Origin of the sequence: Vibrio sp. HENC-03 (assembly GCF_000305755.2) — a bacterium.
Taxonomy (GTDB): domain Bacteria; phylum Pseudomonadota; class Gammaproteobacteria; order Enterobacterales; family Vibrionaceae; genus Vibrio; species Vibrio owensii.
The window spans coordinates 689,168-702,477 of sequence record NZ_JH976064.1; the positions used below are offsets into that span (position 1 = coordinate 689,168).

Annotated in this window: 12 protein-coding genes; 5 read left to right on the plus strand and 7 right to left on the minus strand. The window is 44.7% G+C overall.

What is annotated here, in order from left to right; genetic code table 11:
* Nucleotides 1–33: 33 nt before the first annotated feature.
* From VCHENC03_RS20290 to VCHENC03_RS20260, 7 genes are all read right to left on the minus strand, one after another.
* Nucleotides 34–1,374, minus strand: coding sequence for an HlyD family type I secretion periplasmic adaptor subunit (locus VCHENC03_RS20290; protein ID WP_009704921.1), 1,341 nt, complete (start codon nucleotides 1,372–1,374; stop codon nucleotides 34–36).
* On the minus strand, nucleotides 1,349–3,067 hold the full coding sequence (locus VCHENC03_RS20285; protein WP_009704922.1) for a type I secretion system permease/ATPase: 1,719 nt from the start codon (nucleotides 3,065–3,067) through the stop codon (nucleotides 1,349–1,351). The genes VCHENC03_RS20290 and VCHENC03_RS20285 overlap by 26 nt, the downstream gene beginning before the upstream one ends.
* A gap of 61 nt (nucleotides 3,068–3,128) precedes the next feature.
* On the minus strand, nucleotides 3,129–3,713 hold the full coding sequence (locus tag VCHENC03_RS20280; RefSeq protein ID WP_009704923.1) for a calcium-binding protein: 585 nt from the start codon (nucleotides 3,711–3,713) through the stop codon (nucleotides 3,129–3,131).
* Between the two features lie 205 nt (nucleotides 3,714–3,918).
* Nucleotides 3,919–4,575: a LuxR C-terminal-related transcriptional regulator gene (locus VCHENC03_RS20275; protein ID WP_032802144.1), complete on the minus strand. Its 657-nt coding sequence runs from the start codon at nucleotides 4,573–4,575 to the stop codon at nucleotides 3,919–3,921.
* Between the two features lie 230 nt (nucleotides 4,576–4,805).
* The gene (locus VCHENC03_RS20270; RefSeq protein WP_009704925.1) at nucleotides 4,806–5,474 is read right to left on the minus strand and encodes a LuxR C-terminal-related transcriptional regulator; all 669 of its coding nucleotides are present in this window, start codon (nucleotides 5,472–5,474) and stop codon (nucleotides 4,806–4,808) included.
* Between the two features lie 178 nt (nucleotides 5,475–5,652).
* The gene (locus VCHENC03_RS20265; protein ID WP_009704926.1) at nucleotides 5,653–5,853 is read right to left on the minus strand and encodes a chromosome segregation ATPase; all 201 of its coding nucleotides are present in this window, start codon (nucleotides 5,851–5,853) and stop codon (nucleotides 5,653–5,655) included.
* A 59-nt stretch (nucleotides 5,854–5,912) separates the two neighbouring features.
* Nucleotides 5,913–7,829 carry a methyl-accepting chemotaxis protein gene (locus VCHENC03_RS20260; protein WP_009704927.1) on the minus strand — a complete coding sequence of 639 codons (1,917 nt, stop codon included), beginning with the start codon at nucleotides 7,827–7,829 and terminating at the stop codon, nucleotides 5,913–5,915.
* Between the two features lie 317 nt (nucleotides 7,830–8,146).
* Between VCHENC03_RS20260 and VCHENC03_RS20255 the strand changes: the two genes are divergently transcribed.
* The 5 genes from VCHENC03_RS20255 to VCHENC03_RS20235 are packed head-to-tail and all read left to right on the plus strand — an operon-like array spanning nucleotide 8,147 to nucleotide 13,308.
* Complete coding sequence (locus VCHENC03_RS20255; RefSeq protein ID WP_005432145.1) at nucleotides 8,147–9,103, plus strand: AAA family ATPase; 957 nt, start codon at nucleotides 8,147–8,149, stop codon at nucleotides 9,101–9,103.
* Nucleotides 9,104–9,117: 14 nt separating this feature from the next.
* Complete coding sequence (locus tag VCHENC03_RS20250; protein ID WP_009704928.1) at nucleotides 9,118–10,044, plus strand: DUF58 domain-containing protein; 927 nt, start codon at nucleotides 9,118–9,120, stop codon at nucleotides 10,042–10,044.
* A gap of 43 nt (nucleotides 10,045–10,087) precedes the next feature.
* A complete protein-coding gene (locus tag VCHENC03_RS20245) occupies nucleotides 10,088–10,564 on the plus strand; it encodes a DUF4381 domain-containing protein (protein WP_009704929.1) in 477 nt (158 codons plus the stop codon).
* A complete protein-coding gene (locus tag VCHENC03_RS20240; RefSeq protein ID WP_009704930.1) occupies nucleotides 10,557–11,561 on the plus strand; it encodes a vWA domain-containing protein in 1,005 nt (334 codons plus the stop codon). Before VCHENC03_RS20245 ends, VCHENC03_RS20240 begins: the two co-directional genes overlap by 8 nt.
* A complete protein-coding gene (locus tag VCHENC03_RS20235; RefSeq protein ID WP_009704931.1) occupies nucleotides 11,554–13,308 on the plus strand; it encodes a vWA domain-containing protein in 1,755 nt (584 codons plus the stop codon). Before VCHENC03_RS20240 ends, VCHENC03_RS20235 begins: the two co-directional genes overlap by 8 nt.
* Nucleotides 13,309–13,310: the final 2 nt, after the last annotated feature.

Genomic DNA, 13,310 nt, shown 5'->3' on the forward strand with positions numbered 1-13,310 from the left:
TTCAATGACGAGATTTCAAACAGAAGCTATCTGCTAGTCTTCTCGGAATGCGCGATTCATACTCTCGGTTAATGGTTTAACAAGGTAACTCAGCGGTGTTCTTGGCTCTGATAGAATCAACACTTCAGCGTTCATCCCAGAAGTCAACCGATGCTTCGCAACGTCCTCTTGAGCTAAAGCAATACGGGCAAGATAAAAATCATCTTGGTTTTGCTCTGAGAGCTTATCCGCGGAGATAGTTAATACGGTGCCATCGAGAGGTGCTAGCGTTCTTGCATTCAAAGCCGTTAAGCGAACTTGAGCATGCTGCCCTGGCGTAATCAAATCGATGTCTTGTGGACTCACACGCGCCTCCACCAACAACTTGTCATCTTGAGGAACGAGCTCAAGCAAGGTCTCGCCCGAGCCAATCACCCCCTTTTCAGTAAACACTTGCATATTCACTACTCTGCCGGAGATTGGAGCGACAATCGCTGTTCTTGCGACGACATCTTTTGCAGAACCATACTCCTCTTTGATCGAAACAAGCTCTGTCTTAGTGTTACGCAACTCTTCGACAATTTGATTGAGTCGCTCTAGCTTCAATTCTTCGATTTTTGCTTGGTTTTCCTCTAATCGCTTGGCTACAGTCAAAGATTGACGGCCCAATTGGCTGAGTGTACTGCGGACTTCTGCGGCAAGACGCTTAAGCTGCAGTAAAGCAGACTTTCCTGAAAAGCCTTTTTGTACTAACGCCTGATTACTGGCAATTTCTTCCTCAATGAATTTCAAGCGCTCACGTTCAATTACTTTCGTTGCATTGAGGTTATCCAATTCCAAATTCGCGCCTGAGATACTCTGCGCAATGATGTTTAGTTTGCTGTCGAAAAAGCGCTTTCTCGCCTCAAATATCTTACGTTGTACTGATTTCGCTTCAGCAACAATCTCTGCGTTTTTAATCGTCTCAATATCTTGCGCCCAGTTAATCTCAGGCAATTCATCGAGTTCGGCATTCAATCGATTTTCTTTGGCTAGAGTATGAATGTACTGACCACCAAGAGAATCTAATTTTGCATTTGCTTGACGCTTCGAAAGCTGGATAAGCAACTGTCCTTTTTCGACCAAGTCACCTTCTTGAACGTAAAGCTTTTCAATAATGCCACCTTCCAAATGTTGAATCTCTTGGCGCTTACTCAATACAGATAAATCACCGTAAGCGATAGCAGCACTCTCTAGTTTTGAGGTGGCCGCCCAGTAGCCTAATCCGCCCAAGAATAAACTTAACGTCAACACACCAAGTAGAATGGGACCTTTAAGTTTAAGTTCGGCCGTTGGCATAAAACGGAAAACACTTTCCGCCGTCAGTTTGTTATCGGTTGGCAGTTGATTGCTCATTTCGCACCCTCGGTATATCTGTTCTTTCTTCTCCCATTAGGCGCTTTAACACCTCATCTCTCACTCCATACAATTTGACGCGACCTTCAGCGAGATACAGTAATCGGTCCATTTGGCGCAACGTACTTGGGTTATGAGCAATCACAATGACAGTGGCCCCTTCCGCCTTAAGGTGTGCGATCAAACGTTGATATGACGCTTCCCCCTCCCCATCGAGATTCGCGTTGGCTTCATCAAATACAACAACGGATGGATTGCCGTAAACGGCGCGAGCCAGAGCGATACGCTGACGCTCGCCACCGGACAATCCACGTCCATTTTCGCCAATGACAAAATCATAGCCTTTGTTTTTCTTAAGAATGAGCTCGTGACAACCAGCTAGCTGAGCGGCTTGAATGACTTTTGCAGGGTCTTCATCTTTGAATCGCGCGATGTTATCTCTAATCGTCCCCGGAAACAGTTCCACTTCTTGCGCGAGATAACCAAAGTGGGCTCCTCTATCTTCAGAAGCCCACGAAGAAACCTCCATCCCATCTAGAGTAACCTTGCCTGCGAGCGGTTTGATGTTACCGAGAAGCAGTCTTGCAAAGGTCGACTTTCCTGTACCAGAGGGGCCAATGACCCCCACGGAGACACCGGGAGGTATTGATAAAGAGATGGATGATAAAACAGGCTCTGTCGCGCCAGGGTGACGATAAGCTAAACCCGTAAATTCAAAATGTCCTTTCGGACGAGGCAGGGGCATTTCCGATTCATCTTGTTTAACGATCCTATCAATTTCCCACAACCGCTTATAAGCATTCCTAGCAGACATCGCACTGCGCCATGTTCCTATGGCTTGTTCCATTGGCGATAACGCTCTGCTCATCAAAATGGAACTGGCAATCATGACGCCTGCAGTAATCTCATGCTGGATCACCAACCATGCACCTCCTCCTAACAAGCATATTTGCAACGAACCACGAACAAACTTAGAAAAATTAGCGAGATAGATCGACTTCCCCGCTACCGTCTGCTCTAACAAGTTGGATTCGTTTGCTTTCGCGTGCCATCGCTCTAGGAACGCATTCATCATCCCCATTGCGACAATCGAGTTTGCGTTTTGAGTGGCGATTTCAGCGTGATTGATATGCGAAATTGAGCGAACTTCACTCTCTTGTAACACCTTTCTGGTCACCAATTCATTGATGATTCCAAGGCTAAATAGAACAATCGAACCGCCTAAAGCAATGTGACCTAAAACAGGATGCAGTAAATAAACGAAAAGGATAAAAACAGGCGTCCAAGGTGCGTCCAACAAAGGATAAGGTGCCTGACTACTTAAAAAACTCTTGATGTTTTGTATATCCCTCAATACTTGGGATGTGTAGCTTTTACCAGTATGGGTTTGGTATTGGATACTACGCTTAAGCATAAATGCCGACAGTTTTGCATCCAGCCAATAGCCAAATGACTTACTCATTTGCGCACGAGCAATATCTATCAAAGACATAGTGAGTAATGCCGCAAGGACAATCACGGTCAGTAAGAAAAGTGTATCGATTGAATAAGAAGAGATAACGCGGTTGTACACTTGGAGCATGTACAGAGGAATAGCAAGTACTAATAAATTTATGAATAAACTAAAACCAACCAGCAAGCCTATGAGCGTGCATAGTTTTTGTCTAACTTCTTTGAAAACCGTTTGTTGCACGATTATTTCCACATATTTTTATACATTAGGCGCTAGACTCGCTAGCGCCTAAAAAGGTGACTTAGATAATGAATAAGTCGCTGCCGTATGAGTTGATGTCCTCTTGCGTAACACCAAGCAATTTGACCGTTAGATCCGCGCCATCAGTAAAGACAGCATTGCCTTTTGCGTCATAAGTAAAGCTCAGATCAGCATATGATGTTACAGAGTCGCTGATGATATGCAGTGAATCTTCACCAATAGTGAAATCAACCACTTTCGCTTCCCCATGACCGCCAAATTTGTCGGTAAAGATAAACTTGTCTGCGCCACTGCCACCAACCATTACGTTGTCGCCAGAACCAGCAACCAGTAGGTCATCACCTGTACCGCCGTTTAGCTTGTTGTCACCCAGCAAACCGAGCAATAAGTCACTACCCGTACCACCGCCGAGGTAGTCGTTACCTGTGCCAGCCATTAGAATGTCGTCACCTGCACCACCAGTTAGACGGTCATTTCCCTCACCACCGACAACGAAGTCGTTACCACCGCCACCAACGAAAGAATCGTTACCACCAAAACCGATAAATACGTCATTGCCACCGTCAAAGTCAGCGACCTGATGGTTATCACCCGCGTCACCATAGTAAGTGTCATTTGTGCTCATTTTATGTCCCTCTTGGCTTTCTATTTGAATAGACCTTTATTTCACGCCTGTTTAACTTCCTACAGACACCGGAAGTCTAATAAACAAAAGCATAGGAACAAGTTTGAATATGGATTGATATTTCAAACTAACAATATTATTAGCACATTAAAAACTGGTACTTTTAGATATAAAAGGTATTTAAAACATAAGGTTAAATCTAGTACTACAGGTTTCTTCTCGCCCAACTAGTGGCTTGCGTTCGGTTTTTGACTTCTATTTTTCGAAATATGTTGTAAAGGTGAGATTTAATAGTATGCTCGCTGATAAATAAAGAGTCGGCAATTTCCATATTTGATCCGCCTTCTTTCAGCATCTGTAAAACTTGAACCTCTCTTCGCGTGAGCTCTACCTCTATAGTTGGATCAATAATATGACTCGCTTCTTTGCCTTTATAATAATTGACAAGTTGATCAAGCAAACGACGCGATAGCCAATTCTCTCCTTCTATAATTGCACTTAAGCCTTGGCATAATTTCTCCATAGAATCACTTGGACCAAAAATACCTTTAACGTTGGGCCAAGAAGCTAACTCCGATGTATCCAACTCATGCCCTAAATTGAGCATAATAGTACCTAATACTTTATCGCTATCCTTTAAATAAACTAAAGTATCAGATGGCGTATCTACTGAAAAATCTACCAACAGGAAATATTGTTCTGGGATGAGTTCATGATAGCTTGGATTTTTGCTATCGATAATCGTAATCTTGGTATCTGTGTTTTTTGAAAGCATCTCCTTGAAGTTCTCACTCTGCAGACTTTGTTGAGTGATCATTAGGATTTCAGGTTTTTCTTTATACTGTCCCATAATGTTTCTCATACTTTTATTGACTAAATATTTTAGATTAATAACTAGTTATAAGTATTTGAACTCATATCTAAGTGCTAGCCGATAGAGTAGAGTTATTTGCTACTTTTTTAAATTGCAATTTCGTTAAGATCATAAACAAAAAAAGTGTTTCTCATAAAAGAAACACTTTTTTGGAACGAGATAATTATATTAGATATAAGTCGCAAAGATTATGAAATTGATTGAAATAACCATATTTATTATACGGCAATAGAAAGATCAGACATATTCTCTTTAGCCCAAATTAATGCTTGCACTCTATTTTTCACGTCAATCTTCTTAAAAATATTATGAAGATGGGTTTTTACAGTATTTTCACTCACAAATAACTGTTCTGCGATCTGTTGATTCGAAGCCCCCATTGATAAGAAGGTAATTATTTGCTGTTCTCTTTTAGTTAAAATTGCGGGAACGTTCTTATTAAGTGGCCTGCTGTGTCTACGTAGATGAGTAATGTACTGTTGAGAAAACTTGCGGCTAAACCACATGTCACCTTGTAATACTTTACCAATTCCAACTTGAAGAGTGCTTATGTCATCCGATGTGTAGAATATTCCCGCGAGCGTTTGCCATACAAATAACTCTTCCGTAGAAATAGACTTGTCACAGTTTATCAAGACCTCAATAGTGTCTTTAAATGTAGCTTTCTTAAATTCCATGTAATGAGAGAACACTTCATCGGTAATCACACTGTAGTCCAACACGATTGCCGAGGCGGGATTTTGCAACTCTGCTTGGGCAGCAAGCTTTTCAGGTGCGATTAGACTTACGTTGATGCTGAGCTTCGTTTCGAGCACATCCTTCAATAAAGAGGACTGTAAGCTGTCCTCAGTTATTAAGATCACGTTCCTTGTATTTTGATGCTCCATCTTGTTCGCTGCCCTTTAGTTATTTTGATTGAAATAAGCAATAGATTTAGTTAGAGCGGCAGCATTGTCAAGTATGAAAAAAAGTAGTAACAACTAATAACTTATTGATTAGTAAATAATTGCAAGGCATGAGTTAAATGGCGGGTATTAAAAAAGGGAGTATGAAACTCCCTCTTTATTAGTGCACTGGCACCGAACTTTTCTGATTGAACTTACCAAAGTATTGCTCAAGGATTTCTGGTGTCAGCTTTCCTTCAGCCTCTAGCTTTTTAAGCTCTGCTACGATTTCCTGTTGTTCTTCAAGAGATGGCAGCTTTACCTCTGGCTCGTCACCAGCTTCTTGTGAGATCAGTTCTAGTTCTTTTTCGAAATCATTCATAGTACTTACCTAAAATATCGAGTCATTAAACTTGTAAACTAGCCCTATTCTATCCAACTCTACAGCTTGAAGCTACCAACCATCTTATCTAGGCGAGATGACAACTCTTGTAGGTCTCGGCTTGCTCCAGCCAGTTCTTCTGCTGTTGCTGTTGTCATCTCATTGATCGCATTAATTTCTTCAATGTTTTGGTTGATAGTGTGAACCACTGTCGATTGCTCTTCTGTCGCTGTCGCAACTTGTGTATTTCTATCTGAAATATCCGCAATACGCTCAGAAATATTCATCAGAACGTCAACCGCTTCGTCAGTAGAAGCAACACCTTCAAACGTTACCGCTTTGCCTGCTTCCATCGCGGTCACTGCGTCTTGAGCGTCACTTTGAAGTTGGTTGATCATCTTTTGTATCTCTTCCGTTGAATCAGCCGTACGTGACGCTAAGTTACGTACTTCATCTGCTACCACCGCAAAGCCACGACCTTGCTCACCCGCGCGAGCCGCTTCGATCGCGGCGTTCAATGCAAGTAAGTTAGTTTGCTCAGAGATATCGCGAATCACATCCAAGATAGAGCCAATGTCTTTGGTTGTGGTTGCCAGTTGCGTCACTACCATGCTGGTCGTTTCTACGTCATCAGCGAGACGACTAATCACTTCCTTCGCTTGCGTTACGACTTGGCGACCTGTCTGCGTGTTGTCAGATGCTTGATTTGCCGTATCTGCCGCTGTTGCTGCGTTTGAAGCAATCTCACTGATCGTCGCACCCATTTGGTTAATTGCGGTCACGACTTGGATCGTTTGGTCACGTTGTTCTTGGCTGTTGTCATGAGTCGAAGTCGCTTTGCTAGATACACTATCCGCAGCCTCACTTAACGCACCACTGGTTAGAGACACTTCTTTCATGGTTGCGTGGATCTTCTCAATAAAGCCATTAAAGCCTTTTGATAGCTGAGCGATCTCGTCGTTACCCTTGATTTCAATACGTTGAGCTAAATCACCTTCACCTTCGCCAAGGTCAGTGAATCGGTCTGCAATTTGGCGAATTGGGTTAGTAATGCTGTTTGCTAACAGAACGCCCATTGCGATGAAGATCAGTGCCACGATGGCTGTCGTGAACAACATTTTCTCTGCAGTTGCATCAAGATCCGCAAACACCTCATCGACAGGTACAACACCAACAACAAACCAATCCATCGAAGGTACATACAAGCTAGACACGAACATGTCTTGGCCTTCAAACTCTGTTGTCACTAGATTGAAGTGGCCTTTGTTAAGTAGCTGAGAAGCTTCACGTCCAAACAATTGGCTAATAGAGGTTTTGTTTTTGCCTTGCTCACGGTGGATCTGGATATCACCTTTGCTATTGGTCAGAAAAACATAGCCTGTTTTCTCAATCTTAAAGCCATTCAGTAGCGAAACCATGTCATCCATCGACTTAGACAGGCCTGACATCGATACGCCATTCACTTCTTGGTAGTTAGTGAACATTTTCACGTCGCCATTAGCTTCTTGGAAAACGCTTACCGACGTGTCTTGCCCTGAAGATGTAAAACCAAAGAACCACGCATCTTGCGAACGATTAAGTTGGCGTAAGAAACCGTTTTGATTCCAGTAGTAAGCTGTTTGTCGGTTTGCTACCGAAGCATCGTTCAACTGATATTGGGATTTCACATTGTTAAGCTGTTGAACAAGTTGCGCTTCTACCACTGGGTTACGATCTGTCGTCGAGAGCGCTTCAATGACGAATTCGTTCGTGGCAAGTTGTTTTGCCGCTTGCTGCATTTGTACAACTTCACGGTCAATCTCAGTATTGATCTGCTGCAACATTGCAGGTAGCTCGATATCGATTAAACGATGACTTAGCACTTCACGTGCGTGTCGCTGTGCCATGACACCGACAATGATGGTAGAAGCGAGCACGGCAAAAGTAATACCGATGACAACCTTCTGTTTGATACTCAGGGAGTTAAGTTTCAACATATCTGGACCTTTAAAAAGAATCACTCGTTATCTGTATTCTGAACAGGATAAAACTGAATGCATAACAACTCGCTATGCACGGCTTGAAACTTATATCGGCCTTCCCCTACAAAACTAGAGAAAATTCTCACAAATTAATGCAAATGTGATGTAACAGACTGTCGAACAAGGTAATTCACGGTTTTCAATGGCTTGCAATCACTTTACTCGCCCCAATATTGAAAAGATAAATTACACGGACGTACTGGAACTTTTCCCCTTGAGAAAGTGACCAATACTCAAAACAAGAATCATATGGATACCAGAGAGTCCAAAAAATGCACAAAACAAACTTCGAAACTCTTCAAAGCTACTTAGAGTCTCAGATCATTGGTCAGCATGATCTGGTAAAACAATTACTTATTGCTCTACTTGCCGATGGGCATATCTTGGTTGAAGGTCCTCCAGGATTGGCTAAGACCCGTGCGGTGAAATCTCTATCGGATTGTGTAGAAGGTGATTTCCACCGTATTCAGTTCACACCAGACCTACTGCCAGCCGATTTGACGGGTACCGATATCTTCCGTCCAGAAACGGGCGAATTTACCTTCCAGTCTGGTCCTATTTTCAACTCACTGATCCTTGCTGATGAGATCAACCGTGCGCCAGCTAAAGTGCAAGCCGCGATGCTTGAAGCAATGGCTGAGAAGCAAGTGACAGCGGGACGAAACACATACGCACTCCCAGAGCTGTTCTTGGTGATGGCAACTCAAAACCCAATCGAGCAAGAAGGTACTTACCCGCTCCCAGAAGCGCAGCTTGACCGTTTCTTGCTGCACCTTGATGTGGATTATCCAGATGCGGAACATGAGTTGGCTATCTTGCGCATCAACCGTGGTGAGGCAAAAGGCGAAGCGACGATTGAGCGTCCAAGCTTGAGCCAAGAAGACATCTTCACCGCACGCAAAGAAGTGCTCAACATTCACATGGCAGACGCTATCGAGCAGTACATCGTTCGTCTTGTGATGGCGACTCGACAGCCAAGCGATTACGACTCAGAGCTTGCGAAATGGCTATCTATGGGTGTGAGCCCGCGTGCGACGATCGCCCTTGACCGTTGTGCTCGTGCTCATGCGTGGCTGGCAGGTCGTGACTTCGTTTCACCAGAAGACGTTCAAGCCATGGCTTACCCTGTGCTACGTCACCGTCTGCTGCTTAGCTACCACGCTCAGGCAGAAGGCATTACAGCAAATCAGGTTATCGACAAGCTTCTTAATCTTGTAGGTAGCGCATAACGTAGGTAGGTGACATGTCTGCATCATATGCATTGCCGCCTCATGCGAATGGGGTGACATTAACCCTTGAAGAGCTGCTTCAATATCGCACTCAATCGGTTCGTTGGTTGCCACCAGCCCAGAGTATTTGGTCGCAAATGAGCGGTAACCATACCAGCCGTCAAAAAGGTCGTGGCATGGACTTCATGGAAGTGCGCCAATACCAAGCGGGTGATGATATTCGCAGCATCGATTGGCGAGTCACGGCTCGAACGGGAAAAGCGCACACCAAGTTGTTTGCTGAAGACAAAGAGCAAGCGGTGATCTTGTACATCGACTTGAGCCCAAGCATGCACTTTGGATCGCAATATGTATTGAAGTCGGTTCAACTGGCGCACTTCGCTAGCGTCTTGATTTGGCTGACGTTAGCCAAGAAAGACCGCATCGGCGCAGTGATTGATGATGGTTCGCAGTGTATTGAGTTCCGCCCTTCTTCTTTACAAAAGCAAGGGCTGAGAATTCTTGACGCGATAGTGAATACTCACAATCAATTACTTACGAATCAACAAGCTGACAGCACACGTACGCTGCCTTACATGAACGCAATTGAAACGCTACACAACCTGACGCCGAAAGGCAGTGAACTCATCCTGCTGAGCGACTTTGCTCAAGTGGAAGAGAAAGAGCTGGTTCAATTGCGTCGATTAAAGCAACACAACAGCGTTCGTGCAGTGCAGTTTTATGATCCTCTTGAGCGAGGCGAAACCGACTTCCGAGGCCAAGCGAAAGCATCCGATGGTCATCGAAGTCAGTGGTTTAATTTCGGTTCGAAAGGACAGCGCCAGGAGTTAGAGTCTCACTTCGTTAAGCATCAACAAGCCATCAAACAGCAGTGTCATTCGATGGCAATTCCATTTAACAGTCTGTCGAGCGGGTTACCGCTGGTTCAGCAGTTAAGCTAATCAAAGCAACAACATACAAATCATTCAAGCAGTAGTAATAATAATGACAACGAATAATCAAAGCCTAAACCTTGAACCTTTAATCCTACCGAATGCACCTGATTGGTTCCCACTTGCTTGGGGATGGTGGGCTGTTCTGGGCGGTGTAGTTCTCTCCATCTTAATCGTCGTACTGTACTTAAGATGGCGTACAAAGCGTCTTGTTGCTAAGAAGACCGCATTGAGATTGTTGACCAATCCGATCACACCACACACACCGTCTTCTGCATTAGAGGTTCTTCGTCAAGCGGCTTTGAGTTACTTCCCTCGTGAAGAAATCGCGCCATTAACAGGCTCTGCTTGGTACGAGTTTCTTGATAGCTACACCAAAGAAACTCGATTTGTCGACAAACAACAACAGTGGCAAGCGGCGTTGTATCAAAAGTCTGGTCAAGAGCAGCATCAAGCCTTAATTGATGATTGCGCTTTCTGGATTGAAACCGCATTGCCACCGAAGAAAAAGGCAAAAACTCGTGACTGAGGCAACTCTCGTTTCGAGCCTCTCTCAGTGGTTGAACATTGAGTTTGTCTGGTGGTGGGCATTATTGTTACTGCCCCTACCTTGGCTGATTTATAAGTTCTTCCCTGAAGAGACTCAGCAAGCTGAAATTAAGCTGGCGTACCTGCCAGACAACAAACACAGCAACAAACCAAAACAGGTCGTACAAAAATTCCTGTCTATTGGCGTATGGGCTCTGTTGGTTGTCGCTTGTGCTCGCCCGGTTTGGTACGGCGATCCGGTTGAGTTCCAACCGAAATACCGTGACATGATGCTAGTGGTCGACTTATCTGGCTCTATGCAGAAAGAAGACATGAATGACAACGGTGAATACATTGACCGTCTAACCGCCGTTAAAAGAGTCTTATCTGATTTCGTAGAAAAACGCCAAGGTGACCGCTTAGGTGTGGTTCTATTTGGTGATCACGCTTACTTGCAAACGCCGCTAACCGCCGACCGTAAAACCGTGATGCAACAGATCAATCAAACCGTCATTGGCTTGGTTGGCCAGCGCACCGCGATTGGTGATGGTATCGGCTTAGGCACCAAAACCTTTGTAGACAGTGACGCACCACAACGTGTGATGATCTTGCTCAGTGATGGTAGCAATACTGCTGGTGTCCTTGATCCGCTTGAAGCCGCTGAAATCGCTAAAAAGTACAACGCAACCATCTACACCGTAGGTGTGGGCGCTGGTGAAATGATGGTGAAAGACTTCTTCATGACTCGCAAAGTCAATACCGCCTCAGACCTTGATGAGCAAACGCTGACCAAGATTGCAGAGATGACCGGTGGTAAATACTTCCGAGCGCGTGATGCCAAAGAACTTGAAACTATCTACGACACCATTAATCAACTAGAGCCAGTTTCTAGCGATACGCAAACATGGCGTCCTCAGTCGGAATGGTTCCCTTACCCACTAGGCGCTGCCCTTGTGCTTTCCGTGTTCCTGTTTGTTCTAAGGAGAAAACATGGCTGAGTTTACTTTCCTAAACCCGTATTGGTTGTTGGGTTTGCTCGTCATTCCTGTCGTTCTTGCGATTAACAGCCAATACAGAACCAAAAAGTCATCATTGATTGCGCCTCATTTGGCAAAAATGCTTGGTCATTCAGTGAAAACTAAACACTACTTTGCCATATGGGGAATAACATGGGCGATCGCTTGTATCGCTTTAGCTGGTCCAAGTTGGCAGTCCAACACTCTCCCAAGCTTTGAACTAAGTCAAAACCGAGTGTTAGTTCTGGATATGTCGCGCTCTATGTACGCAACGGATGTGAAGCCAAATCGCCTGTCACAAACCCGCTATAAAGCGTTGGATTTATTGCCAAAATGGAAAGAAGGCTCAACAGGTTTGGTCGCGTACGCAGGCGATGCGTATACGTTAAGTCCACTGACGACAGATTCCAGCACACTCGCTGGCATCATCGAAAACTTATCCCCTGAGTTAATGCCTTATCAAGGCTCCAACTTACCATCAGCGATTGAAACCGCGCTTGGTCAGTTTACTCAAGCGGGGGTAAATAAAGGTGACATCGTCGTGCTGGCAGATGATTTGGATGACTCCGAATTGTCTCGCTCATTAGCGCTATTAAACGGTAAAGACATTCGTGTGTCAGTACTCGCTATCGGTACATCAACTGGCGCACCGATTGCTCTTCCGGATGGTTCGTTAATGAAGAGTCGACAAGGCAACACCGTGGTAGCGAAGACTAACCTGAAAAACTTACAGAAGTTAGCCAAAGAGACCGGCGGATTATTTGTGCCAATTCAACACAATAACCGTGATGTTGAGAACATTGCCGCGTTTACTAATAACGCGAGTAACAACCTTCCCGCCAAACAAAGTGACGACGTGAAAACCGACTCTCGCTTGAACGGTGGTTTCTGGTTGCTACCTCTGCTGTTGATTCCTGCAGCCCTACTCTTCCGACGCGGCATGATTTGGGTACTGGTCGCGGCCGTATTACCGATGAGTTGGACACCGAAAGCAGAAGCCAATGCGTTCTTGAATCAAAACCAACAAGGCGAACAGCTTTATCAACAAGGTGAATACGAAAAAGCCCAAAGTACCTTTACTGATCCTAACTGGAAAGGCGCAGCAAGCTACCAAGCTGGGGATTACGAAAGTGCGATAGAAGCATTCTCCCATAATCCAAGCCTTGATGGCCGTTACAACTTGGCAAACGCACTTGCTAAGAACGGGCAGCTTGAGGATGCGGCTGAGCTTTATAAAAACGTAATTCAAGAAAAGCCTGACTTTGAAGCTGCGAAAAAGAACCTGTCGGTTGTAGAGGAGAAACTGAAGCAACAGCAGCAACAGCAGCAACAGCAGCAACAGCAGCAACAGCAGCAACAGCAGCAACAGCAGCAACAGCAACAGCAGCAACAGCAGCAACAGCAGCAACAGCAGCAACAAAAGTCTCAGAGTGATGCTAAACAAGAGCAAGGGCAACAGTCACAAAACCAGCAAGAGCCTGAAAATAAAAAAGAAAATCAGAAAGCTGAACGACAAAAAGCCAAACAAGAAGAAGAGAAACAAGGCAAGCAAAAAGGTGAACCTATGCAGGCTCAAGCTCAGCCAGAGAAAACGCCTCAGGATGATCCTGAACTCCGTCGCTTAGAAGCGGTAGAAAGCGCGCGTGACCCTAGTTTCTTGATTCGAGCTCAAATGCAGCTTCAAGCTCAACAAAAACAACGTCCACAACAATCTAATAAGGAGTGGTAAGT